The sequence below is a fragment of the Cedecea selenatireducens genome, from assembly GCF_042138895.1.
Taxonomy (GTDB): Bacteria; Pseudomonadota; Gammaproteobacteria; order Enterobacterales; family Enterobacteriaceae; genus Cedecea; species Cedecea selenatireducens.
This window is the reverse complement of the sequence record NZ_JBHIKW010000002.1, coordinates 323,473-346,609: the sequence shown is the minus strand read 5'-3', so window position 1 is coordinate 346,609 and position 23,137 is coordinate 323,473. Positions and strand designations below refer to the sequence as shown.

21 protein-coding genes are annotated in these 23,137 nt (G+C 56.9%); 13 read left to right on the top strand and 8 right to left on the bottom strand.

Going from position 1 to position 23,137, the window contains the following annotated elements; all coding sequences use genetic code 11:
- Positions 1–53: 53 nt before the first annotated feature.
- The gene (copA, locus tag ACE38U_RS04500; protein WP_375529248.1) at positions 54–2,558 is read right to left on the bottom strand and encodes a copper-exporting P-type ATPase CopA; all 2,505 of its coding nucleotides are present in this window, start codon (positions 2,556–2,558) and stop codon (positions 54–56) included.
- A gap of 107 nt (positions 2,559–2,665) precedes the next feature.
- Here copA and cueR point away from each other — a divergent pair, with 107 nt between their 5' ends.
- The gene (gene cueR / locus ACE38U_RS04495; RefSeq protein ID WP_038480251.1) at positions 2,666–3,076 is read left to right on the top strand and encodes a Cu(I)-responsive transcriptional regulator; all 411 of its coding nucleotides are present in this window, start codon (positions 2,666–2,668) and stop codon (positions 3,074–3,076) included.
- On the opposite strand, the gene ACE38U_RS04490 is transcribed toward cueR, so the two are convergent.
- Both ACE38U_RS04490 and ACE38U_RS04485 read right to left on the bottom strand, forming a co-directional pair.
- A complete protein-coding gene (locus ACE38U_RS04490) occupies positions 3,073–3,519 on the bottom strand; it encodes an NfeD family protein (protein ID WP_061275271.1) in 447 nt (148 codons plus the stop codon). The genes cueR and ACE38U_RS04490 overlap by 4 nt on opposite strands.
- The gene (locus ACE38U_RS04485) at positions 3,516–4,430 is read right to left on the bottom strand and encodes an SPFH domain-containing protein (protein WP_038483272.1); all 915 of its coding nucleotides are present in this window, start codon (positions 4,428–4,430) and stop codon (positions 3,516–3,518) included. Before ACE38U_RS04485 ends, ACE38U_RS04490 begins: the two co-directional genes overlap by 4 nt.
- A 243-nt stretch (positions 4,431–4,673) precedes the next feature.
- Between ACE38U_RS04485 and cfa the strand changes: the two genes are divergently transcribed.
- On the top strand, positions 4,674–5,825 hold the full coding sequence (gene cfa, locus ACE38U_RS04480; protein WP_375529247.1) for a cyclopropane fatty acyl phospholipid synthase: 1,152 nt from the start codon (positions 4,674–4,676) through the stop codon (positions 5,823–5,825).
- Positions 5,826–5,870: 45 nt separating this feature from the next.
- Here the strand turns inward: cfa and ACE38U_RS04475 are convergent, their stop codons facing one another.
- The 3 genes from ACE38U_RS04475 to tesA form a co-directional block, all read right to left on the bottom strand.
- Positions 5,871–6,725 carry a co-chaperone YbbN gene (locus ACE38U_RS04475; protein ID WP_176982576.1) on the bottom strand — a complete coding sequence of 285 codons (855 nt, stop codon included), beginning with the start codon at positions 6,723–6,725 and terminating at the stop codon, positions 5,871–5,873.
- Positions 6,726–6,783: 58 nt separating this feature from the next.
- Complete coding sequence (locus tag ACE38U_RS04470) at positions 6,784–7,554, bottom strand: SDR family oxidoreductase (RefSeq protein ID WP_176982577.1); 771 nt, start codon at positions 7,552–7,554, stop codon at positions 6,784–6,786.
- A gap of 77 nt (positions 7,555–7,631) precedes the next feature.
- Entirely contained in the window at positions 7,632–8,252 is a 621-nt protein-coding gene (gene tesA, locus ACE38U_RS04465) for a multifunctional acyl-CoA thioesterase I/protease I/lysophospholipase L1 (RefSeq protein ID WP_169799401.1), read from the bottom strand.
- Here tesA and ybbA point away from each other — a divergent pair.
- From ybbA to ACE38U_RS04450, 3 genes are all read left to right on the top strand, one after another.
- Positions 8,223–8,909, top strand: coding sequence for a putative ABC transporter ATP-binding protein YbbA (ybbA, locus tag ACE38U_RS04460; RefSeq protein WP_154187828.1), 687 nt, complete (start codon positions 8,223–8,225; stop codon positions 8,907–8,909). The genes tesA and ybbA overlap by 30 nt on opposite strands.
- Positions 8,906–11,320 (top strand): putative ABC transporter permease subunit YbbP, encoded by a 2,415-nt coding sequence (gene ybbP, locus ACE38U_RS04455; protein ID WP_375529246.1) that lies wholly within the window; start codon positions 8,906–8,908, stop codon positions 11,318–11,320. Before ybbA ends, ybbP begins: the two co-directional genes overlap by 4 nt.
- A gap of 220 nt (positions 11,321–11,540) precedes the next feature.
- Entirely contained in the window at positions 11,541–12,692 is a 1,152-nt protein-coding gene (locus ACE38U_RS04450) for a porin (RefSeq protein ID WP_375529245.1), read from the top strand.
- Between the two features lie 66 nt (positions 12,693–12,758).
- On the opposite strand, the gene ACE38U_RS04445 is transcribed toward ACE38U_RS04450, so the two are convergent.
- Complete coding sequence (locus ACE38U_RS04445; protein WP_375529244.1) at positions 12,759–13,772, bottom strand: helix-turn-helix domain-containing protein; 1,014 nt, start codon at positions 13,770–13,772, stop codon at positions 12,759–12,761.
- Positions 13,773–13,889: 117 nt separating this feature from the next.
- On the opposite strand from ACE38U_RS04445, the gene ACE38U_RS04440 reads away from it, so the two are divergent.
- The 8 genes from ACE38U_RS04440 (at position 13,890) to ACE38U_RS04405 (ending at position 22,023) form a co-directional block, all read left to right on the top strand.
- The gene (locus ACE38U_RS04440) at positions 13,890–15,368 is read left to right on the top strand and encodes an MFS transporter (protein WP_375529243.1); all 1,479 of its coding nucleotides are present in this window, start codon (positions 13,890–13,892) and stop codon (positions 15,366–15,368) included.
- Positions 15,369–15,596: 228 nt separating this feature from the next.
- Complete coding sequence (locus ACE38U_RS04435) at positions 15,597–16,433, top strand: MetQ/NlpA family ABC transporter substrate-binding protein (RefSeq protein ID WP_038480278.1); 837 nt, start codon at positions 15,597–15,599, stop codon at positions 16,431–16,433.
- Between the two features lie 56 nt (positions 16,434–16,489).
- Complete coding sequence (sfbB, locus tag ACE38U_RS04430) at positions 16,490–17,506, top strand: virulence-associated ABC transporter ATP-binding protein SfbB (protein WP_038480281.1); 1,017 nt, start codon at positions 16,490–16,492, stop codon at positions 17,504–17,506.
- Positions 17,499–18,158, top strand: a complete 660-nt coding sequence (locus ACE38U_RS04425) for a methionine ABC transporter permease (protein ID WP_038480284.1) — start codon at positions 17,499–17,501, stop codon at positions 18,156–18,158. Before sfbB ends, ACE38U_RS04425 begins: the two co-directional genes overlap by 8 nt.
- 270 nt (positions 18,159–18,428) lie before the next feature.
- Positions 18,429–18,962, top strand: a complete 534-nt coding sequence (locus ACE38U_RS04420) for a hypothetical protein (RefSeq protein ID WP_375529242.1) — start codon at positions 18,429–18,431, stop codon at positions 18,960–18,962.
- 297 nt (positions 18,963–19,259) lie between these two features.
- Positions 19,260–19,565: a hypothetical protein gene (locus ACE38U_RS04415; protein ID WP_016537619.1), complete on the top strand. Its 306-nt coding sequence runs from the start codon at positions 19,260–19,262 to the stop codon at positions 19,563–19,565.
- 225 nt (positions 19,566–19,790) lie between these two features.
- Complete coding sequence (locus tag ACE38U_RS04410) at positions 19,791–20,339, top strand: hypothetical protein (RefSeq protein WP_176981031.1); 549 nt, start codon at positions 19,791–19,793, stop codon at positions 20,337–20,339.
- A 475-nt stretch (positions 20,340–20,814) separates the two neighbouring features.
- On the top strand, positions 20,815–22,023 hold the full coding sequence (locus ACE38U_RS04405) for an MFS transporter (RefSeq protein WP_375529241.1): 1,209 nt from the start codon (positions 20,815–20,817) through the stop codon (positions 22,021–22,023).
- Here the strand turns inward: ACE38U_RS04405 and mnmH are convergent.
- Positions 22,013–23,110 carry a tRNA 2-selenouridine(34) synthase MnmH gene (gene mnmH / locus ACE38U_RS04400; RefSeq protein WP_375529240.1) on the bottom strand — a complete coding sequence of 366 codons (1,098 nt, stop codon included), beginning with the start codon at positions 23,108–23,110 and terminating at the stop codon, positions 22,013–22,015. The genes ACE38U_RS04405 and mnmH overlap by 11 nt on opposite strands.
- Positions 23,111–23,137 lie beyond the last annotated feature (27 nt).

Genomic DNA, 23,137 nt, shown 5'->3' with positions numbered 1-23,137 from the left:
AAAGTAAAAAGTCGGCCTTCCGCTCAAAAGGAGAACGGCAGGCCGCAGAGAGGTTAGTCTTTCGGTTTAAAGCGCAGCAGACGGTTGGCGTTGCTGACCACGGTGATGGAAGACAGCGCCATCGCGGCTCCGGCAACCACCGGGTTGAGCAGCGTGCCGGTCAGCGGGTACAGCACGCCAGCGGCAATCGGAATGCCAAGCGAGTTGTACACGAAGGCGCCCATCAGGTTTTGCTTCATATTGCGCAGCGTTGCCTTAGAAATGGCCAGCGCGTCGGCAACGCCGACCAGGCTGTGACGCATCAGGGTAATGGCTGCGGTTTCAATCGCGACGTCGCTGCCGCCGCCCATCGCAATCCCCACTTCTGCCTGAGCCAGCGCCGGAGCATCGTTGATGCCGTCGCCGACCATCGCCACCTGGCGGCCCTGCTGCTGCAGCTGTTTGATGGCGTCAGCTTTGCCGTCCGGCAGCACGCCCGCAATCACCTCGTCAATGCCAACTTCTTTGGCGATGGCGTTGGCGGTCACGGCGTTATCGCCGGTGAGCATCACTAAACGATAGCCGTTGCGATGCAGGCGTTGCAGCGCACTTACGCTGTCGCTGCGAAGCGGATCGCGTATGGCTAACAGCGCCATAAGCTGGCCGTCTACCGCCAGCAGAACCGGCGTGGCGCCTGAACGTGCCTGCGTATCAATGCTGTCGACAAGCGGCTGCGTGTCCACACCCTGTTCATCAAGCAGCGCTTTGTTGCCCAGCAGCAGTTTATGCCCGTCAACTTCACCGCTGACGCCAAGCCCGCGCAGAGTGCGGAACGAGGTGACTTCCGGCAGCGTCGAACTGCCTGCTTTTTCAATGATGGCGCGAGCCAGCGGATGACTTGAACCTTGCTCAAGCGCGGCCGCAAGGCGTACTGCCTGTACTTCATCCACCCCCGAACGGGTTTCCACGGCAACCACCTGCGGTTTGCCTTCGGTCAGCGTGCCCGTTTTATCAAATACCACGGTATCCAGCGTGCTGGCGCGTTGCAGGGCATCGGCATCGCGTACCAGAACGCCGAACTCGGCGGCGCGGCCCACGCCTGAAATAATCGACATCGGTGTGGCAAGCCCCAGGGCGCAAGGGCAGGCGATAATCAGTACCGTGGTGGCAATGACCAGGGTGTAAACGATTTGCGGCGCCGGGCCGACAAAGTACCAGATAGCGGCGCTAATCAGCGCAATGGCTACCACGACAGGCACAAACACGGCAGAAATTTTATCGGCAAGCTGACCGATTTCCGGCTTGCTGCTCTGCGCCTGGCGAACCATGCGGATAATACGGGACAGCGTAGTGTGGCTGCCGGTTGCGGTAGCCTTGAACAGCACGCTGCCGTCCTGCACCACGGTACCGGCATGAATGCCGTCGCCGTTTGATTTTTGCATCGGGATCGGTTCGCCGGTCAGCATTGCTTCGTCGAACCAGGCTTCACCCTGGGTAATTTCGCCGTCAACGGGCACGCGGTCGCCGGTGGTCAGGCGCAGCGTCATTCCGGCGGTGACTTCCGCCAGCGGTAAGGTTTTTTCGCCTTCATCCGTCACTACTCGCGCGGTCGGCGGCGTTAAGTCCAGCAGACGTTCAAGGGCTTTGGAGGAGCGCTGACGTGCACGCTGCTCAAGCATATGGCCGAGGTTTATCAGGCCGATGATCATCGCGCTGGCCTCGTAGTAGAGGTGGCGGGCTTCCATCGGGAAGTGCTGCGGCCAGATGTTCACGGTAATTGAGTAGAGCCAGGCCGCGCCGGTGCCGAGGGCGACGAGCGTATCCATAGTGGCCGCACGGTTCATCAGGCTGCGCCAGGCGCTACGGTAAAAATGGCCGCCGGCAAAAACCATCACCGCGAGGGTGATAATGCCGATGGTCAGCCACAGCGAGCGGTTGCTCCCGGTGACCATCATGTTGTCACCGATCATGCCCCAGACCATCACCGGGATCCCGACGGCAAGGGCGACAATCGCCTGCCAGCGGAAGCGCTTCATGGCGGCGTTGGCCGTTTCCTGCTGGCGTTCACGGCGTTTCTGGTCGTCTTCAATCGCTTCGGCGCCATAGCCTGCGTTTTCCACGGCTTTGACCAGCGATTCAGCGGAGGCGGTGCCCATTATCAGCGCACTGCGCTCCGCAAGGTTAACCCGTGCCTGGCTGACGCCCGGGACATTCTGTAAGGCATTTTGCACCCGGGAGACGCAGCTGGCGCAGCTCATACCGTTGATCAACAGCTGCTGGCTGTCATCGTCGGTAGACGCTGCCGGAAGCGAAGGGGCGACCGCTGTCAGTGCTTCCGACGGAGTTGATGACTCTGCCAGCGGTTCAGCCTTTGGGTGGCTGGCGACTTCTGCGCCGTATCCCGCTTGCTTCACGGTTTCTACCAGTGCTTCCGGCGTGGCGCTGCCGGTGACGCGGGCGTGGGTTTGGCTGACTTCAGCCTGCTCAACGTCTGCACGCTGCTCGAGGCTTTCTTTCACGCGTTTAACACAATGGCCGCAGGTCAGGCCATCCAGATTCAGATCCACAATGTGTGACATCGCAAGACTCCTGTATGATGGTGAGGTGAAATATTGACCGAAAGGATGATTCGGTTAACTATGAGAAAGGTTAAACCTTCCATCAAGGGGAAGGTCAAGGAGCAAAAATGAATATTAGCGATGTGGCGAAAAAAACCGGGCTAACCAGCAAGGCGATTCGTTTTTACGAAGAGAAAGGCCTGGTCACGCCGCCGTTTCGCGCCGACAACGGCTACCGGAGCTATACGCAAAAGCATCTCGATGAGTTGACGCTGCTGCGCCAGGCCCGCCAGGTCGGGTTTAATCTGGAAGAGTGCAAGGAGCTGGTGAGCCTGTTTAACGATCCGGCGAGGCACAGCGCGGACGTAAAAGCCCGCACCTTACAGAAGGTCGCGGATATCGAACGGCATATTATTGAGCTACAAAATATGCGTCAGCATTTGCTGACGCTGGCAGAAGCGTGCCCTGGCGATGAAAGCGCCGACTGCCCGATCATCGACAACCTTTCCGGCTGCTGCCATCGCCACGAGATAAACTAAACCGCTTTAATTTTTAGCGTAATGCCTTCCACGGCCTGCACCACAACCTCACAGCCCGCCGGTAAATCTTCATCGGCGGTCACCGGCCAGCTGCTGTCTGCCACGCGAACATGCCCCCGGCCGTTGACCAGCGCGGTTTCCAGACGGAAACGGCGGCCAACCAGTTGCTGGCCGCGTTGGTTGAGCACTTCACCCGGAATTTGCTGCTTGCGGCTGGACAGCCAGCGCCACCAGAGAAAGGCGGCGACCAGCGTCAGCAGGGCAAAACAGACGCCCTGCGTTTCCCAGCCGAGCGGCAGCAGCCAGACCAGCAGCCCGGTGATGACCGCCGCCACGCCGCTCCACAGCAAATAGCCGCTAGCGCCGAGCATCTCCGCCGCCAGCAGCAGTCCGCCTAGCGCAAGCCAGAAGACGTGTGGGTGCGCGAGAATACTGTCGATCATTTTTTACGCTCGTTGCCGCTCTGGGCGATAAGTTCGCTGATCCCGGCGATGGAGCCCATCAGGCTGGAGGCATCCAGCGGCATCAGCACCACCTTACTGTTATTGGCCGAGCCGATTTGCTGCAGCGCGTCGGTGTATTTCTGGGCGACGAAGTAGTTCACCGCCTGAATATCCCCCTTGGCGATAGCTTCGGACACCATTTGCGTGGCGCGGGCTTCCGCTTCGGCGCTACGTTCGCGGGCTTCTGCCTGAAGGAAAGCTGACTGGCGTTCCCCTTCGGCCTTCAGGATTTTCGACTGTTTTTCACCTTCGGCTTTGACGATTTCCGCCTGGCGGATCCCTTCGGCCTCAAGAATGTAGGCGCGCTTGGTACGTTCGGCTTTCATCTGGGCGTTCATGGCATCAATCAGCTCAGCCGGCGGGCGCACGTCGCGGATTTCGATACGGGTGATTTTAATGCCCCACGGGTTGGTGGCTTCGTCCACGATGTGCAGCAGGCGGGTGTTGATGTTGTCGCGCTGGGAGAGCATTTCATCCAGCTCCATTGAGCCCAGCACGGTACGGATGTTGGTCATCGTCAGGTTGATGATCGCCAGCTCAAGGTTGCTGACTTCATAGGCGGCGCGCGGGGCGTCAACCACCTGAATAAAGCACACGGCGTCAATGGAAACGTTGGCGTTATCTTTGGAAATGACTTCCTGGGAAGGGATGTCGAGCACCTGTTCCATCATGTTGATTTTGCGGCCCACGCGATCCATAAACGGTACCACAAGATTCAGGCCCGGCATCAGGGTGTTGGTATAGCGGCCAAAGCGTTCGACGGTCCATTGAAAGCCCTGAGGCACGATTTTTACCCCGGCCGCTACAACCACCAGCGCCACGAGAATTAATACGGGGATCACGATAAGCATTAAAAAAACCTCCTGTTTGTTTTGCATTCAGTCTAACTGCTTAACCTGAAACATTCAGCAACAGTCCGGCGCCCGTTGAGAATTAATTGCTGCTTATCATTTAATTATTCCTAAATGGAATGATTTTCATGGAGTAAGTTCATTTCACGCATGGTGTGCGCAGGCGTAATATCGGATGCTTCGGCAGCTCGCGCTATTGGGCGGGCGGTATTTGGCAAGAGCACTTATCCCGGTGAGGAAGCAATGGGGACAATAATAGCTGAGCAGCATCGGACCAATAACAGCCATTGGCAGAAAATCGTGGAAGAATTAATTTCACCCATGGCGATTGATATTGACGGCAACGGCCCGGCAGATATTCGGGTGAATAATCCAGACTTCTTCAAGCGAATATTACAGGAAGGTTCTCTCGGCCTGGGGGAAAGCTATATGGACGGCTGGTGGGACTGCGACAGGCTGGATATTTTATTTACCCATATTTTGCGCCACGGCCTGGACAGCAAAATGCCGAAGCATTTCTCTGACCTGCTGCGTATTGCCGGGGCCAGAGTCTTTAATTTGCAGTCCCGTAAGCGTGCCTGGATAGTCGGCAAGGAGCACTACGATATCGGCAACGATCTGTTTGCCGCGATGCTCGATCCGTATATGCAATATTCCTGCGGCTACTGGAAAGACGCCACGGATCTTGCCTCTGCCCAGCGTAATAAGCTGCACATGATCTGCGAAAAGCTGCAGCTCAGGCCGGGCATGACGCTGCTGGATATCGGCTGCGGCTGGGGCGGTCTGGCGCAGTATGCGGCACAGGAATACGGCGTGTCGGTGGTCGGCGTAACGATATCGGCGGAGCAGCAAAAAATGGCGCAGGATCGCTGCCGGGGCCTGGACGTCGAGATCCTGCTGCAGGATTATCGCGACCTCAACAGCAAATTTGATCGCATTGTTTCCGTGGGCATGTTCGAGCACGTCGGGCCGAAAAACTACAGCACCTATTTTGAGGTTGCCGCCCGCAATATTAAAGACGATGGCCTGTTTCTGCTGCACACCATCGGTTCGAATGAAACGGATTTAAACGTCGATCCCTGGATCAATAAATATATTTTCCCCAACGGCTGTTTACCGTCCGTGCGCCATATTGCCAGCGCCAGTGAAAAACATTTTATTATGGAAGACTGGCACAATATCGGCGCGGATTACGACAGAACGTTGATGGCCTGGAACGATAATTTCCTCCGCTGCTGGCCTAATATTTCACGCAATTATGACGAGCGTTTTAAACGGATGTTTACCTACTATTTAAACGCCTGTGCGGGCGCATTCCGTGCGCGAAATATTCAGCTCTGGCAGGTGCTGTTCAGTCCGAATGGCGTGGACGGCGGGATCCGCGTTTACAGATAAGCTAAAGGCCGGAATATCCGGCCTTTGTTTTTTTACGCAGAAGTCTTAATACATCAGGGCGTAAATCTGACGGCGGTATTTGGACGCCAGCGCGTCGCCGGTGCCCAGCGCGGCCAGAATTTCCATCATCATTTTACGCGCCTGGCCGTCTGCTGCGCCCAGGTCTTTTTTCAGGTGGGTATAAAGCAGCTCCAGCGCTTCTTCGTTCCGGCCGACCTGATGAAGCTGCAATGCGAGCTGGCTGGCGAGCTGGGCGTTGTCCGGCTCGTTTTGTACCTGCTGCTGCAGCTGCTGAATCTCCGGCGTGTCGGCAGCCTGTTTCAGCAGTTCAATCTGGGAAATCAGCGCCTGGTAGCGCGTGTCCTGATCCTGCAGAGGAATAGTTTTCAGCACCGCTTCGGCGTCTTCGCTGCGGTTCAGGGCGATCTGCACTTCCGCCAGCAGCAGGCCAATCTCGCTGTTCTGGTCGGACAGCTGCCAGGCATCTTTCAGCAGCGGCAGCGCTTCGGCGTGTTTGCCTTCCTGCATCAGCTCCACTGCCTGCTGGGCTTTCAGCTCTTCTTCACGCGGCAGCACTTTGTCGAGCAGGGCGCGAATCGCTTCTTCCGGCTGCGGCCCCTGGAAGCCGTCCACCGGCTGACCATTCTGGAAAAGGTACACGGTAGGAATGGAGCGCAGGCCAAACTGCGAAGCCACCATCTGCTCTGCGTCGCAGTCAACTTTGGCGAGAATAAACTGGCCGTTGTATTGGGCTGCGAGCCTGTCCAGAACCGGCGTTAACTGTTCGCAGTGCTGGCTGCGGGCAGACCAGAAATAAAACAGCACGGGTTTAGCCACGGACTGTTCCAGCGTCTGGTGCAGGTTCGCTTCGGTAATGTTGATAATGTTTTCTGCGGACATGGGCGATTCTCTGTTAAGCATTTGTTTTTTACATGGGGGCTGAGGCCGGGACTTCAACTCAGCTGCGTAAAATTTTGTCCATTGCGCATGCCGGCAACAGGCGGCGCAGCACGGTAATCACGTGGGTCACCACGGTCACCGGGTAGCGCAGCTTCGGCCTTGGGCTTTCAAAGGCATGGCGCACTTTCGCCACCACCGCTTCCGGGCCGAGGGTAAACCTTGCGGCAATGCCAGGGTTCTCTACCGGCTTGTCGCTCTGGGTTTGATTGACGTTATCGGTAAAGCGGGTGCGGATTGGGCCGGGCTCAATCAGGCTGACTTTAATCCCACTGTGGCGAAGTTCCATGCGCAGCGCGTCTGACCAGGCTTCCAGCGCATATTTACTGGCGGCATAGGCCCCGCGCCCCGGCGTGGAAATCAGCCCCATCACCGAGCTGGTCATCACGATGCGGCCTTCGTGGTGAGGCTGCATGGCGGGCAGCAGCAGCATGGTGAGCTGGTGCGTGCCGAAGAAGTTGGTGGAAAACTGCTGTTCAAGCTGTTCGCGGGAAATGGCGTTCAGCGGGCCATACACGCCATAACCGCCGTTATTAAACAGCCCGAACAGGCGATTGCCGGTAATTTCAATCACTTCGGCGGCGGCACGTTTGACGCTTTCCGGGTCATCAAGATCGAGCTGAACGCCGGTAAAACCGAGCTGATTCATGCGCTCTACGTCTTCCGGTTTACGGCAGGCGGCGAGAATGTTGTAGCCAAGCTTCTGTAACTCCTGCGCGCTGGCTAAGCCAATCCCGCTGGAGCAGCCTGTAATTAAAACGGATTTTTGCATAACTTTACCCGAAGGGTGCCCCGATTATTTATCAGTCGTGTTTAACTATCTCGTCATGCCTGGCGCTGCTGCGCCGGTTATTTAGAGAGTAACGGAGTCAGCCGCGTCGCCATCCAGTCGGCGATAAACGGCTGAGCATCACGGTTAGGGTGAATGCCGTCATCCTGCATCCATTGCGGTTTCAGATACACCTCTTCCATAAAGAACGGAAGCAAAGGGATATCAAACTGTTTGGCAAGCTGCGGATAAATAGCGCTAAACGCCTCATTATAGCGGCGTCCGTAGTTGGCGGGCAGGCGAATTTGCATCAGCAGCGGTTGGGCATTGGCGGCCTTCACGTCGGTGATAACCTGCTTAAGGGTTTTTTCTACCTCTTGAGGCTGGAACCCACGCAGGCCGTCGTTGCCGCCAAGCTCCACTAAAACCCAGCGAGGCTGATGCTGCTTTAACAGCGCGGGCAGGCGAGACAGGCCCTGCGCAGCGGTATCACCGCTGATGCTCGCATTCACGACTTTTGTATTCTGCGGCTGCCATTTGGCATCCAGCAGAGCGGGCCAGGCGCTGGTGGCTGCCATACGGTAACCGGCGCTCAGGCTATCGCCTAAAATCAATAACGTGTCCGCCGCGGCGGCGCGGAAGGTCATCAAAGCCAGAAACAGGAAGGGCAAATGCCAGCGGAAAACATTGTTGAAGTTCATCATCTTAGTAAGTCCGTGGGTCAGGGTGAACACGAGCTTTCCATCCTTACCGGAGTTGAGCTGGTTGTCAAACCGGCCGAAACCATCGCCCTGATTGGCGAGTCAGGCTCGGGCAAGTCCACGCTGCTGGCGATTCTGGCCGGGCTTGATGACGGCACGGACGGCGAAGTCCACCTTTGCGGCGAGCCGCTGCACAGCATGGATGAAGAGGCGAGAGCGGCCTTGCGTGCCAGGAACGTCGGCTTTGTGTTTCAGTCCTTTATGCTGGTGCCCACCCTGAATGCCCTCGAAAACGTAGAGCTTCCCTCGCTGCTACGCGGTGAAAACAGCTCGGCCAGCCGGGCTCAGGCCAAAGCGCTGCTGGAGCAGTTGGGCTTAGGCAAACGCCTGGATCACCTGCCAGCACAGCTCTCCGGCGGGGAACAGCAGCGCGTGGCGCTGGCTCGGGCGTTTAACGGCAAACCGGGCGTGCTGTTTGCCGATGAGCCTACCGGTAATCTCGACAGGCAAACCGGCGACCGCATTGCCGACCTGCTGTTTTCCCTTAACCGCGATTTCTCCACCACGCTGATCCTCGTCACCCACGACGAGCAGCTGGCGGCACGCTGCGACCGCCGCCTGCGGCTGCGCGAAGGCAAACTGTGGGAGGAAGCATGATAGCCCGCTGGTTCTGGCGCGAGTGGCGCTCTCCCTCGCTGCTGATTGTCTGGCTGGCGCTGAGCCTGGCGGTGGCCTGCGTGCTGGCGCTCGGCAGCATCAGCGACAGAATGGAAAAAGGCCTCAGCCAGCAAAGCCGCGAGTATATGGCGGGCGACAGGACATTGCGTAGCGCCCGCGCCGTGCCGGATGAATGGCTGACTCAGGCGCAAAGCGATGGCTTAACGGTCGGCAAACAGCTGAGCTTCACCACCATGACCTTTGCCGGCGACACGCCGCAGCTGGCGGATGTGAAAGCGGTCGACGGAGTTTACCCGATGTACGGCGAGCTGGAAACTAACCCGCCGGGCCTGAAACCAGAGCCGGGCACCGCGCTGCTTGCGCCTCGCCTGCTGGCTCTGCTCAACCTGAAAGTGGGCGACAATATTGACGTGGGCGATGCCACGCTGCGTATTGCCGGGCAGGTGATTCAGGAGCCGGACGCCGGGTTTAACCCGTTCCAGATTGCGCCCCGGCTGATGATGAACCTGGCCGACGTCGAGAAAACCGGGGCGGTACAGCCCGGCAGCCGCATTAGCTGGCGCTACAAGTTTGGCGGCGACGCACAGCAATTGCAGCAGTTTGAAAACTTCCTGCTGCCGAAGCTGAAGCCGGAGCAGCGCTGGATCGGCATGGAGCAGGACGAAGGCGCGCTGGGCAAGTCGCTGGAGCGTTCTCAGCAGTTCCTGCTGCTTTCTGCCCTGCTGACGCTGCTGCTGGCCGTGGCGGCGATTGCCGTGGCGATGAGCCACTACTGCCGCAGCCGCTACGACCTGGTGGCCATCCTGAAAACGCTGGGCGCGGGCAGGGCGGCGCTGCGTAAGCTGATTATCGGCCAGTGGCTGATGGTGCTGCTGCTTTCGGCGATTGCCGGGGGCGCCGTCGGGCTGCTGTTTGAAGCCGCACTGATGCAGCTGTTGAAGCCGGTGCTGCCGGCCGCGCTGCCGCCAGCGAGCCTCTGGCCGTGGGTGTGGGCTATCGGCTCGATGGTAACAATCTCCGTGCTGGTGGGACTGCGTCCGTATCGACTTTTGCTGGCGACTCAGCCATTGCGCGTGCTGCGCCGTGACGCCGTGGCCAGCGTCTGGCCGCTGAAAATTTATCTGCCGGTGATTAGCGTCGTTGTGGTACTGCTGCTGGCGTTGCTCATGGGCGGAAGTTCGCTACTTTGGGCGGTGCTGGCGGGCACGCTGGTGCTGGCGGCGCTGTGCGGCCTCGTTGGCTGGGGCGTGCTGAAGCTGCTTAAGAAGCTGACGCTAAAAAACCTGGCCCTGCGCCTGGCGGTTAACCGCCTGCTTCGCCAGCCGTGGGCGACGCTCAGCCAGCTGGCGGCGTTCTCGCTCTCCTTTATGCTGCTGGCGCTGCTGCTAGTGCTGCGGGGCGATTTGCTGGACAGATGGCAGCAGCAGCTGCCGCCGGAAAGCCCGAACTACTTCCTGGTGAACATTGCGCCGGAGCAGGTTCAGCCGGTGAAAACCTTCCTCGCCGACCATCAGGTGATCCCGGATTCGTTTTACCCCATCGTTCGGGCGCGCATGACGGCGATTAACGGCCAGTCCACCGAGGGCAACCCGGACGAAGCGTTGAACCGCGAGCTGAATCTGACCTGGCAGAGCCAGAAGCCTGATCACAACCCGATCCTTGCGGGCAGCTGGCCGCCGAAGGCCGGGGAAGTGTCGATGGACGACGGCGTGGCGAAGCGGCTGAACATTAAACTCGGCGACAGCGTGACCTTCATGGGAGATACCCAGGACTTCACCGCGAAGGTGACCAGCCTGCGCAAAGTGGACTGGGAAAGCCTGCGGCCAAACTTCTACTTTATCTTCCCGCCGGGGGCGCTCGACGGGCAGCCGCAGAGCTGGCTCACCAGCTTCCGCTGGGAGGGAAGTAACGGCCTGCTGACCCAGCTTAACCGCGAATTCCCGACCGTCAGCCTGCTGGATATCGGGGCTATCCTGAAACAAATCGGGCAGGTGCTGGAGCAGGTCAGCCGCGCGCTGGAGGTGATGGTGGTGCTGGTGACCGCCTGCGGCCTGCTGCTGTTGCTGGCTCAGGTACAGGTTGGCATGCGCCAGCGCCATCAGGAACTGGTGGTTTACCGCACGCTGGGCGCGGGCAAAAAGCTGCTCAGAACCACGCTATGGTGCGAGTTCGCCGTGCTGGGGCTGGTGTCCGGCCTGGTGGCGGCCATCGGGGCCGAAACGGCGCTTGGCGTGCTGCAAACCCGGGTGTTCGACTTCCCGTGGGAGCCTGATTTGCGTCTGTGGATCGTGCTGCCTGTTACCGGGGCGATATTGCTGTCGCTTTGCGGCGGCTGGCTGGGCGTTCGTTTACTGAAAGGGAAGGCGCTGTTCCGCCAGTTTGTCGTCTGAGGAGGCCGGGCAGGGACGCCCGGCTACCGTTATAAAATTTATTATATTTCGATATTTATTGCGTCAGAACATATTTTCTGCATTTTTTGATGTTTTTTTAATATCTATTAAGAAAAGACTGATAGATAACCGCACGAATTAATAAAAATCCCTCAGAAATCGGACTTAATAAGCGTTAATATGCCCGCGCTTATAATAAATACGGTTACTAAGGATCCACATGAAAGCAAATTTGCGCGCTTTACCATTACTGATTGGGGCCGGCCTGCTTGCAGGTATGGCGTCTTTCGCCGCTAACGCGGAAATCACCGTCCTGAAGCAGGACCCGCAGGCCGGTAACCCGCTGAGCCGCCTCAACTTCACCGTGGGCGGCAGTATTCGTCCGCAGTTTAATATGATGTCCGGCGACGGCGATAAAGGCTCTTACAAACGTAACGGCTTTGACGGCGGCACCCGTTTCCGCTTCGCGGCTGATTATTATCTGTTCGATGATATTAGCTGGATCAGCTTCTACGAGCTGGGCGTGAATATTCCGGCGGTCTTCGAGTGGGACAACCACTATGCAGACGGCGCGAACAATACTACTCGCCGTATGCTGTACACCGGCCTGAAAAGCAAAACCTGGGGTCAGCTGACCTACGGGCAGCAGAACAGCGTTTACTATGACGTGGTTGGCGCGAAAACCGATATCTGGGACTACGACATGATCGGTCAGGCTCCGGGTAACGGCATCAACGGCGACTACGACGGCTCTTACCGTTCCCGTAACATGCTGAAGTATAAAAACACCTTCGGCGATGCGGACGTTTACGCTTCTTACCTGTTTGAAGATAACGACATCCGTGCCACCACCGGCATGCGCTACAAGCGTAAAGGCGGCGGCTCTCTGGGCGTGGATTACCACATCACCAAAGACCTGACCTGGGGCACCGCATGGAACTACACCCGTGCCGATATGCGTAACCCGAACGACGGCGATAGCAAGTCTTACAACCAGAACATCTACGGGACCGCGCTGAGCTGGAAACCGGACAACTGGACGTTCAGCTTCGGCGGCGGCTGGTACCAGAACTTCCTGACCACCAAGCTGAAAGACGTCAACAACTACTTCTCCGGCGACGCGTGGGGCATCGAGTACTTTGCCGGTTACACCATCCCGGTGGGTCAGTACGCGCTGAAATCCGTACAGCCATACTTCATGGGTGACCGTCTGCAATACGTGACCGGCCGCAGCTACCAGCGCATCGACAACGGTGTGGGCGTGAGCTTCAAGCTGGATTACGGCTTCCAGGTGGACTACGAGCACGTCTTCACCTCCAGCACCGACAACCTGGGCGACATGAACCTGGTTCGTCTGCGCTACGATTTCTAATCGTGCCTCTGGCGGGTGGCAGCGCTGCTGCCCGCCTTATTTAGCGTTTCCTGCCTTATTTTTTACCTATTCAGAAACGGGTATGCATGTTCTGGCATTGAAGGCCTTGCGCCACTGTGTGGGCGTGGTTTTAAATCGCAGCCGGAAGTGATGCCGGAGCGTTTCCGCTGAGCCAAATCCAGACTGTTCCGCAACCTGATCAATGCTGAGTTTCTCGCTTTCCAGCAGCGCACAAGCCTTTTCCAGCCGGAGGCTGAGCATCCACTCGCCCGGCGTGGTGCCGGTGGCATCTTTGAACCTGCGGATAAAGGTCCGGCGGCTCATGCCCGCTTGCCTGGCTAGCTGCTCAATCACCAGGGGCGTATTCAGATGATGGCGCAAGTCGTCCAGCAAGGGCGCCAGGCTTTTGCTGCGGCGTTTAGGAACGGGCTGCTCGACCCACTGTGCCTGGCTGCCTTCCCGTAGCGGGGGCGTAATCATGCGTCGTGCAGTCCGGTTGGCGATTTCAATCCCGTAATCACGGCGGATAAGATGCAGGCAAAGATCGACCCCGGCGGCGCCGCCTGCGGAGGTGATCAGACTGCCCTCATCGACATAGATCATGCTGTGTTCCACCTGCACCGCAGGGAACCTGTCCGCGAGGATCTCCGTGCTGTTCCAGTGGGCGGTGGCCCGCTTGCCGTCCAGTAATCCTGTTTCGCAGAGAATAAAGCTGCCAGCGCAAATCGACACTATGCGGGAACCCTTTTGATGGGCACTTTGCAAGGCGGCAATCAGCGGCTCCGGGGCCGGTTCAAAAACATTTCGCCAGCCGGGGATGACAATTGTTCCGGCATCCTCGAGCAGCTCCAGTCCTCCGTCCACGACTAAACGCACGCCGCCCTGAGCGTCAAAAACGCCCTTTTCTAACGACGCGACGCGCAAATCATAGAGAGGCTGCCCAAGCACTTCATCCACACGGCCAAAAGCTTCGACGGCAATCCCGAACTCAAAAGTGCAGAGACACTGATAGGCCAGCACAACCAGCCGTCGATTTTTCGGTGTAAAAGCGCGGTCTTGATCTGAATAGGTGACTGGCATGGTCGTTCTGTCTCTAAAAATGGCACGATCTTGACGATAACTGACCTGGGCGTCGATTTCTACTCCACCCCGAATCTTTCATGCTGGCACCTTCTTAACGTTTTGCAGGAAATCAGTATGAAAAACCTATTAGCGCTGATGGCGGTCTGTTTGGCCGCGTTAATGTCGGGCCTGGAAATATCCAGCGTCCCGGTTATTTTGCCGGTGCTGGAAAAGCAGATGCAGGCCAATTTTCGCGAACTGCAGTGGATTATGAACGCTTATACCCTCTCCTGTACGGCGGTGCTGATGGCCACGGGAACATTGGCAGATAAATATGGCCGCAAGCGTATTTTTATTATCAGCATTATTGGGTTTGGCCTGACGTCGGTTCTCTGTGGCCTGGCCCGGACGCCGGAATGGCTTATTGTAGGGCGCTTTTTGCAGGGACTGAGCGGCGGGGCGATGTTAACCAGCCTGATTGCCATCCTGTCGGTCCAGTTTCCGGAGGGAAAAGCGCGCAGCAGGGCGTTTTCCGCCTGGGGGATCACATTTGGTTTTGGGCTGGGCTTTGGCCCCGTCATCGGCGGCGTGCTGGAGGCGTGGTTTAGCTGGCAATGGGTATTTCTGGTCCACGGCATTATTGCGCTGCTCACCCTGGCTCTGACCCTGAGAAATGTTATCGAGTCGCGGGAAAACACCACGAAACCGCTGGATGTCGCGGGCCTGGTGACGTTGAGCATAGGAGTGGTGGGGGCGACCTGGCTCATCACTCAGGGCGGGAATATCGGGTGGACCAGCCGTGAAGCCCAGTTAACCTTGCTGGGCACTTTTATCAGCCTGGCGCTGTTCGTCATAATTGAGCTACGCCACCCGCATCCTATGTTTGATTTCTCAGTCTTTCGGATCAGACCTTTCTCCGGCGCGCTGATGGGGTCCGTGGGGATGAATTTCAGCTTCTGGCCGCTGATGATTTATCTGCCGGTTTATTACCAGATAGGGAAGGGCTACAGCATTATGGAGACTGGTATGGCGCTGCTGGCCTACACCCTGCCCACATTGTTAATGCCGCCAGTCGGAGAGAAGCTTGTGCTGCGCTTTGGTGCCGCGCGCCTCATCCCGCTGGGGCTGCTTACTATCGGCCTGGGATTTGTCCTGATGAGACTAGCCGTCATCTATCAGGTCAGTTTGCTACCCGGCGCGATACTTTCGGGGATGGCGCTGGGGTTAATCAATACCCCGGTCACCAACACCACCACGAGTTCCGTCGCCGCTAACCGCGTGGGCATGGCTTCCGGGATTGATATCAGTTCGCGCTTAATTACCCTCGCCATCAATATTGCCTTAATGGGGAGTCTCCTGGTGGCGGGGATAGCCGAAAGTTTACAGAGCCATATCGACAGCGTGAGCGAAAGGTATGCCCTGGCAGAACAAATAGCTGGCGGGACCAGAGGCTCGCTCAGTAGCGATCTCATTATTCAGGCGCTGAATGCCGGTTTTTCTGGCGTGCTGGCCTACGGCGCAGTAGGTGTGGGCTGTTTGTCGCTGGCGAGTTATTTGCTGTTCAATTTTAAAACAAACCTTAAGCGCAAACGGGCGGCATCCTGCCCTGATTAAGTTCATCCCAGGCAAAGCGGGTTTTCCGCTTTGCTTTTTTGTTATTCGCAAAAGCCCGTTTTATGCCCGCCGCGCCCTCTCCCGCGCGCAAGATGAAATATTTTCAATTACCCCTGTTAGCGGAATGTGCCATCTTATTCTGTCCAGTTGGATCAACGACTTAGTAAGCGGCCCGTGAAAGAGGCTCGCCTCAGGACACCACACATCATTCTGTAAGGGAGAATACCCATGGGAAATCGTTTCGGCTGGCGCGTGGCGACCGGCGCTTTACTTCTGGCCAGCGGCCTGCAGTTTGCTCAGGCCAACAGCGACCCGCACACTATCGTCTTCGGCGTGGCGCCGGGGCCTTACGGCGACATGGTCAAACAGGCCATCGCCCCGTCGTTAAAAGAGAAAGGCTATAAAGTCGTGGTGCGCGAGTTCAGTGACTACGTGCAGCCCAACATGGCGCTGGCGAACGGCAGCATCGACGCCAACCTGTTCCAGCACTCGCTGTACTTCGACAAATTCACCGCTGACAAAAACCTCAAGCTGGCGAAGCTGATCGCCGTGCCAACCGCCGGGATGGGCATTTACTCCCATAAGGTCAAAAGCCTGGACGAGCTGAAGAAAGGCGACATTGTCACCCTGTCTAACGACCCGACCAACCTGGCCCGTGGGCTGCGCTTCCTGCAGTCGATGGAGCTTATCACCATCAAAGAGAACATTGACCCGACCAAAGCCTCCGAGCGCGATATCGCCACCAACCCGAAAGGCCTGGTGTTTAAATCGCTGGAAGCCGCGCAGCTGCCGCGCACGCTGGACAGCGCCAGCGCCGCGCTGGTCAACGGTAACTTTGCCATTGCGGCCGGGCTGAAACTCTCCTCTGCGCTCAAACAGGAACACCTGGACGAGAACCTCAAAAACATCATCGCGGTGCGTGCCGAAGATGCGGATAAACCGTTCGCCAAAGACATCGTGGAGACCGTGAAGTCCCCGGCCTACGAAAAAGCGATCGACGATCCGCAGAATATTTTCAACGCCTTCCAGAAACCGGACTGGATGGTTGCCGCCGATAAAAAGTAACCAGAGCAAAGCGGGCAGGCGGGATGCCTGCTCTTTATCGCTGATTTGAGGTTGTCATGATTGAGATTGAAAAGGTCTGTGTGGACTTCCCCACGGGCCGGAACCAGACCAGCCGGGCGGTGAACGATGTTTCGCTGCACATTGGGGCCGGTGAGATTTTTGGCATTGTTGGCACCAGCGGTGCCGGGAAAAGTACCTTATTACGCACTCTGAACGCGCTCCAGCGCCCAAGTGAGGGTAGCGTAAAAATCGGTGGAACCGAGATCACCGCGCTGCAGGGCGCCGAGCTACGTAAAGCGCGCCAGCGCATCGGCATGATTTTCCAGCACTTCAATTTGATGCACACCCGGACTGTCAGGCAGAACGTGGCTTTCAGCCTCAAAGCTGCGGGCTGGGAACGCAGTAAAATCGGCCCGCGCGTGGATGAAATTCTTGAGCTGGTGGGCCTGGCCGACAAAGCCAACCGCTACCCGGTGCAGCTGAGCGGCGGGCAGAAACAGCGCGTGGGCATTGCGCGAGCCATCGCTAACCATCCGGATGTTTTGCTCTGTGATGAGCCGACCTCGGCGCTGGATCTGGAAACTTCCGCCACCATTCTGGCGCTGCTGAAAAAGATCAACCAGCAGTTGGGGATCACCATCGTGCTGATCACCCACGAGATGAACGTGATCAAAACGATTTGCGACCGCGTGGCGGTGATGTCCGGCGGCGAAGTGGTGGAATCAGGAGAGGTGTTCGATATCTTCGCGCATCCGCAGCATGAATTTACCCGCCAGCTGGTGTCCCACACGCTGAACCTCACGCTGCCGGTGCGCCTGCTGGACAACATGCGCGGCGCGCTGCTGAAAATCATGTTCGTTGGCGACTCGGCCGAACAGCCGGTGCTCTCCTTCGCGGCGGTGAAGTTCGGGGTCGGCGTGAACATCCTGCACGGCAAAATCGAGTACATCAGCGACCGGGCGCTGGGCATTCTGGTGGTGGCGATTACCGCCCCCGGCAACCCGGCTGCGGTGGGCGATGCCATCGATCATATTCGGAAAAATACGGCCTGTGTGGAGGTGCTGAATGGATGATTTAGTCGCGGACCTGACGATTGCCTTTGGCGAAACCTTCCAGATGCTGGGCATTTCCACGCTGCTGGCGATTATCGGCGGCCTGCCGCTGGGCTTTTTGATCTTCGTTACCGACCGCAATTTGTTCTGGCAGAACCGCGCGCTGAACATCTTCAGCTCGGTGGTGGTGAACATCGTGCGCTCGGTGCCGTTCGTTATTCTGCTGGTGCTGTTGTTGCCGCTGACGCAGTTCCTGCTCGGCAACACCATCGGGCCGATTGCGGCTTCCGTGCCGCTGTCGGTGGCGGCAATTGCGTTTTATGCCCGCCTGGTGGACGGCGCGCTGCGGGAAGTGGACAAAGGCATTATTGAAGCCGCGGAGGCCTTTGGCGCCAGCCCGATGCGCATCATCTGCACCGTGCTGTTGCCGGAAGCCAGCGCCGGTTTGCTGCGTGGGTTAACGATAACCCTGGTCAGCCTGATCGGTTACTCGGCGATGGCGGGGATTGTCGGCGGCGGCGGCGTGGGGGACCTCGCGATCCGCTTCGGCTATTACCGCTACGAAACCCAGGTCATGGTGGTCACGGTTGTGGCGCTGATTGTGCTGGTGCAGATCGTGCAAATGTTTGGCGACTATCTCGCCAAACGCGCGGATAAGCGCGACAGGCATTAATCTTCTTTCTGGCCGGGCGTCTGTTCGGCCTGTTTTCTTCCTGATAAGCCCCAAGCTGCAATTCCCCCAAGCGTTTCATCATTTCCTGCGAGCCGCCTCGAAGTTTGCCAATCTGCCTGGTTTTTCATCTGGGTTACTGTGCAACCATCCAGTATGATCGGAGGGATGAGCAAGAGATAAACCCGGTCAAAGCCGGAAAAAGAAGCGCCCCCGAATGGTGGTGGAACACCAGACGGGGGCTGACCACAACCGTTATACGAGGTAACAGCTATGGCTAACGTTGATAGTAACACACAGGCTCGCCCTGAAATCACCCCACACGACCCGGCATTTGCGGGCGATATCGCAACCCTGCTAGAAAAGCCGCAGGGCGCAGCGATGGATCTCTTCCAGGTGCTGGATATCTGCGAGCAGTACGCCGAACATTTGCTTGAAAATAAAAATCAAACGGAACGCATGGCGCTCTGCGGCCGCCTGCTCGCCGGGCTGGAAGTCTTAAAAAGCACGCTCAAAGCCCCGCTGCCGGACCACCTGATAGAGAAGCTGACGCTCAAAGAGAGCGAGGCCCGCATCTGCTATAACCCGCTAGCCACCGACTCCGAACCGCTCCGCGAATACTGCACGGCATTAACCATCGTCCTGCTGAATCAGCAAGAATTCCCCGAGCAAAGGCAACAGATGATCGGGCTGCTGTATGAGCTGATCACCGTGCTGGCAGAAGATTTAAAAGCCCCGAGGTTTGTTCGCGCGTTGGATGGTGGTTTGGAGATGATTCCGGGCGGGGTTTTGAATTTGGTTCATTGATTTAAAGTTGGTATTAAATTGCCGCCTTCCCCCTGGTGGGGGGAGGGCTGTTTTGAGCGAAAAGCGGAAGTTCGGAATTAATATTTAAATCAGAGTGTCTTGAGTTATAGGGAGTAGATCACTTTAACTGGCTCTAAGGTTAATCAATATTTCAGTTTTACCTGCACCTTGCAAAAATAGATATTTAATTCAATGAGTTATGTGGAGAGTTAGGCTATTTTATCTTTACCTGTCTTTTCTGTTGTATCTCCTATCTTCAGTTTGTACATTCATGCAGACAAACTAAGGAGAATTGCCATGATTTACACTGAACGCCTTGAATTGATCCATAAAAGTGGTGATGTGCTTTACCCTGTAAAGGTAACCAGAAAATCATCGGGAAAAACCGCATTCCACCTTGTACCATTCGGCCTGGATAAGACTGATGACCTCGTCGAGGTGGAGGACTCTTCAGAAGCAATTCGTTTGGTGATTGATGAACATCATTCCATTCGCTGCAGCACGCTTACAGCCACTATTACGGACAAAAAGGGCAAGCGGATTAAGCGAACAGGTATATACAATATCAATGGTATTAGCATAAAAAAATACAACGTCAGATAATGGCCCAAAGCCGCCTGTAATGAACTGCGTACCAGATATCGACAGGCAGATTTTAGCGAGGAGCAGACCATGTTAGTGCACGGGGAGTTGGTCAATACTTATCTATATGAGCTTGAACGAAGGGGGGCAGACAACTGTTTATGACACTTCATCCTATGCTGTTAAAATAGCATTTATCCTCGTTATGAGATGCTTAATGACGATCAACACTGATAAGGAGTTCAGATGTCTATTTGGCAGCCAAAGAACCATGAAAATAGCCTTAAATTGCTACTGAAAAATGTTCCTGATTGTAATTGGGCACCTTGTATCGAGATGGCGGTAGGTGGTTTAACCGAAGTCGCTTTTTCACGCAATTATAACCACTTGCTCCTGATAATTTCCTCTTCCGGAAGAGGGGTGCTTGATTGCCTGAGTGGCGAAGTTATTGCCAGAGATTATGAAGAGTATGGAAACTGGTACGACTCAGTTGGCCTTACATGTGAAGGTATAGGACCACTGAGTGGTGAGATTCTTTCCATTGCTGGTCTGTGTGGTGGTGGCTTACCAATGTATAATCGGTATGATGAGGCACTAGAGCGAGTATCCCCAGAGTGGCCTTTGGAAATGTTAATCTGGTGTCCACCGGGTAAGAGTGCATTAATTGCCTCCCATAGAGAAGGGTGTCTCAGGCTTGCAAATGATTACTTTCGCTGTGTTGGTTTCTCATGGGATGGTGAGTTAATTATATCGGCAACAAGCAGTGATATTACGGTCTGGAAAAGGCAGGGTTGATTAATCTGGTTGCTACATAATGCTATACATCAAAGCAGAGCATGTTTTACAATTCCTGGTGCCACAGCGGTTCAAAATGACTCACGATAATCTGCAAACAGTTTAGGCTATAAACAAGGTGGGTATAGATTAATTTAGAAATCAAAAAACCTTTGAAATATGAATTATTGTCAAATGAAGTGAGCGGTGTTTTCTATATTTAAGATGAAATATAGAATTTAAGATGTATTAGGGTGGTATAAAACATGCCCGATTGTTTGCTACACAATAGGCATCGCAACGTCCGCTTCTGGCACTAAGCAGACAGAAAAAACTACCCAAATCCCCCACTCACCACCAGCCCCCAAATCTCACAGTTGCCCTTTTCCCGGCGATTGGCTAGTATCGGGCCAGCTTCTCGTAAGTCGTAAACGTTAACGTTATCCAACGTACATATTCTCCCCGGCATTCGGGGTAATTGTACTTGGGTAATATCATGGCAATTTTTGCATCCCCCCTTGTTTCGTACCGCAAGCCCCACGTTCTGGGCTTTATCCTCTATTTCATTGTCGGCCTGGTCGACGGCGCGATTGTGCCCTTTTTCCCGCTGTGGGCGCAGCAGTCTGCCGCTATTCCGGTGGAGTTTATTGGCCTGCTGTTCGGCTGCTATGCCGGGGGCGAGCTGCTGGCCGCGCAGTTTATCGGCGGGATTGCCGATCGCGTGGGCAGAAGGCCCGTTTTGATTATTTCGGCGACCGGCGTCGGGGCGGGCTTTATCGCGCTGTTTTTTGCGCACGGCGTCTTTGCCGCCGCCGCAGTGCTGATCGTCATCGGCCTGTTTGAGTCGGTGCTGCACCCGACCATCTACACCATTGTGGCCGACGCCACGCCAGCTGCGGAGCACCGCCGCCAGTTTAGCTTGATGCGAGTGTGCTCAGGTGCGGGCGCTATAGCCGGGCCGCTGCTGGGCACGGTGCTGGTGCAAGAGGGGCTGGGCTACGTCTTTCTGGCCGGAGGTTCGGTGATGGCTGCGGGCGGTCTGATGCTGGCGATTTGCCTGTCGGAAACACGTTCGTTAGCCGCTGATGAGGGCGGTGAGGATGATGATGATGAAGGGTTTAGCGCGCTGCTGCCCGCGTTCCGGGATAGTCGCCTGGCCGTGCTGCTAATGTGGGTGCTGCTGCTGGGCGTGGCCGGGAGCTGGGTGGAGGCCGTCATGCCGCTGTACGCGAGCAATCAGATGGGAATGAGTGCGGCCAGTATCGGTTATCTGTTCGCGTTTGGCGCGGGGATTAACACGCTTGGCCAGCTCGCCTTAACGAAGCTGTTTGCCCGACGCTCGCCGTTGTTTATCACCCTCAGCGCAGGCTCCTCGCTTATCACCGCCTTTGTTTTGCTGCTGGCTTATCCTCACGTCGTGACGCTGGTGATGGCGGTCTGCCTCTATTCGCTGTCCCAGATGATGACCGGCCCGCTGATCCCGACGGCGGTGAACAAGTTAGCCCCGGCGCGGCTGCGCGCGACCTACATGGCCGCGCTTTCGGTGGTGAGCGATTTGCAGGGATCTGTGGGGCCGGCTACCGGCACGGCACTGTTCGCGATGTCGTTTACGCTGCCGTGGGCGGTGGGCATTCCTCTGGTCTTGCTGGCGGTAACCGGGTTGGGGCTGGTGCTCTCCGCGGGGGATAAATCGGCTAACCGTTAATGCTGCGCAGCCAGGACTCGACCTGCTGGTAATCCCCCCGGAAGACGATCTGGTCGGCCTTCTGGCTGAGCTGGTAGCGATACATCGGGTCGTAATACTCTTTCAGCAGCGGCGACAGCCAGGCCAGATGGCCTTCGCAGGAGCCGGTTTTCCGCTGGGTGAGCAGCGCCTCGTCCAGCCTGGCGGTGAACTGCTGGAAGCGTTCCATGCCCAGACGGCGGCGGATGGCAAACAGGCCGTGGTGCAGGTACTCGGCGTAATCGCGCCACGCGGTTTCTTCATCGCTGACGGATAAAAATGCCTCGATCATCTGCTCGAAGTATTCGTTTTTGAGGCGCTCCAGCCGCAGTTCGAACGGATCGTCGATCGCCACAATGCGCGAGCGCAGCATCTGTTCTCTGAAGGCTTCGGGGATATGGCGGGAGCCAATCATCCGGCCTTCATCTTCCACAACCAGCGTTTTGGGCCCGGCCGGGCTGATTTTGAGCAGGGTGACGGCGAGGTTGTTTTCGAAGCTGGCCTGAGAAGGCTGCGCCACAATCGTGCGGCCAAACGACGAGCCGCGATGATGCGCCAGGCCTTCAAGGTCAACGCCCGTCGGCTGCGAGCGGATAAGGATGGTTTTGCCGCAGCCGGTGTTGCCGCTGACGATAATCATCGGCCACTGCGAACGGGTGTCGATTACCTGCATGGCATGCTGGCGCAGGGCTTTGTAGCCGCCGGTGACCAGCGGGTATTCGAGGCCGTTTTCCCGTAGCCAGTGCTGTACGATGTGGCTACGCATCCCGCCCCGGGCGCAGCATAAATAGCCTTCAGGCTGCCGGCGGCAGCTCTCCAGCCAGCGTTCGACCCGGCTGGCTTTTCGCTCGCCGCTGACCAGCCGGTGCCCCAGTTCGACGGCGGCCTGCTGGCCCTGCTGCTTATAGCATGTCCCGACCTGCGCGCGTTCATCGTCGAGCATCAGCGGTAAGTTATGGGCAGCGGGCATCGCTCCCTGAGCGAACTCTACCGGGGCGCGAACGTCTATCAGCGGAATGTCGTTGAGCAGCAGGCGGTCGTAGTCCTGCGCGTTAGGGCGTTTTTCCATGGCATAACCTTAGTCTGAAGCGGCGTA

What these genes read in the sequence shown, in the direction of transcription:
- copA (WP_375529248.1), bottom strand. Translation starts at nt 2,558, where the DNA reads ATGTCACACATTGTGGATCTGAATCTGGATGGCCTGACCTGCGGCCAT.
- cueR (WP_038480251.1), top strand. Translation starts at nt 2,666, where the DNA reads ATGAATATTAGCGATGTGGCGAAAAAAACCGGGCTAACCAGCAAGGCG.
- ACE38U_RS04490 (WP_061275271.1), bottom strand. Translation starts at nt 3,519, where the DNA reads ATGATCGACAGTATTCTCGCGCACCCACACGTCTTCTGGCTTGCGCTA.
- ACE38U_RS04485 (WP_038483272.1), bottom strand. Translation starts at nt 4,430, where the DNA reads ATGCTTATCGTGATCCCCGTATTAATTCTCGTGGCGCTGGTGGTTGTA.
- cfa (WP_375529247.1), top strand. Translation starts at nt 4,674, where the DNA reads ATGGGGACAATAATAGCTGAGCAGCATCGGACCAATAACAGCCATTGG.
- ACE38U_RS04475 (WP_176982576.1), bottom strand. Translation starts at nt 6,725, where the DNA reads ATGTCCGCAGAAAACATTATCAACATTACCGAAGCGAACCTGCACCAG.
- ACE38U_RS04470 (WP_176982577.1), bottom strand. Translation starts at nt 7,554, where the DNA reads ATGCAAAAATCCGTTTTAATTACAGGCTGCTCCAGCGGGATTGGCTTA.
- ybbA (WP_154187828.1), top strand. Translation starts at nt 8,223, where the DNA reads ATGCCAGCGGAAAACATTGTTGAAGTTCATCATCTTAGTAAGTCCGTG.
- tesA (WP_169799401.1), bottom strand. Translation starts at nt 8,252, where the DNA reads ATGAACTTCAACAATGTTTTCCGCTGGCATTTGCCCTTCCTGTTTCTG.
- ybbP (WP_375529246.1), top strand. Translation starts at nt 8,906, where the DNA reads ATGATAGCCCGCTGGTTCTGGCGCGAGTGGCGCTCTCCCTCGCTGCTG.
- ACE38U_RS04450 (WP_375529245.1), top strand. Translation starts at nt 11,541, where the DNA reads ATGAAAGCAAATTTGCGCGCTTTACCATTACTGATTGGGGCCGGCCTG.
- ACE38U_RS04445 (WP_375529244.1), bottom strand. Translation starts at nt 13,772, where the DNA reads ATGCCAGTCACCTATTCAGATCAAGACCGCGCTTTTACACCGAAAAAT.
- ACE38U_RS04440 (WP_375529243.1), top strand. Translation starts at nt 13,890, where the DNA reads ATGAAAAACCTATTAGCGCTGATGGCGGTCTGTTTGGCCGCGTTAATG.
- ACE38U_RS04435 (WP_038480278.1), top strand. Translation starts at nt 15,597, where the DNA reads ATGGGAAATCGTTTCGGCTGGCGCGTGGCGACCGGCGCTTTACTTCTG.
- sfbB (WP_038480281.1), top strand. Translation starts at nt 16,490, where the DNA reads ATGATTGAGATTGAAAAGGTCTGTGTGGACTTCCCCACGGGCCGGAAC.
- ACE38U_RS04425 (WP_038480284.1), top strand. Translation starts at nt 17,499, where the DNA reads ATGGATGATTTAGTCGCGGACCTGACGATTGCCTTTGGCGAAACCTTC.
- ACE38U_RS04420 (WP_375529242.1), top strand. Translation starts at nt 18,429, where the DNA reads ATGGCTAACGTTGATAGTAACACACAGGCTCGCCCTGAAATCACCCCA.
- ACE38U_RS04415 (WP_016537619.1), top strand. Translation starts at nt 19,260, where the DNA reads ATGATTTACACTGAACGCCTTGAATTGATCCATAAAAGTGGTGATGTG.
- ACE38U_RS04410 (WP_176981031.1), top strand. Translation starts at nt 19,791, where the DNA reads ATGTCTATTTGGCAGCCAAAGAACCATGAAAATAGCCTTAAATTGCTA.
- ACE38U_RS04405 (WP_375529241.1), top strand. Translation starts at nt 20,815, where the DNA reads ATGGCAATTTTTGCATCCCCCCTTGTTTCGTACCGCAAGCCCCACGTT.
- mnmH (WP_375529240.1), bottom strand. Translation starts at nt 23,110, where the DNA reads ATGGAAAAACGCCCTAACGCGCAGGACTACGACCGCCTGCTGCTCAAC.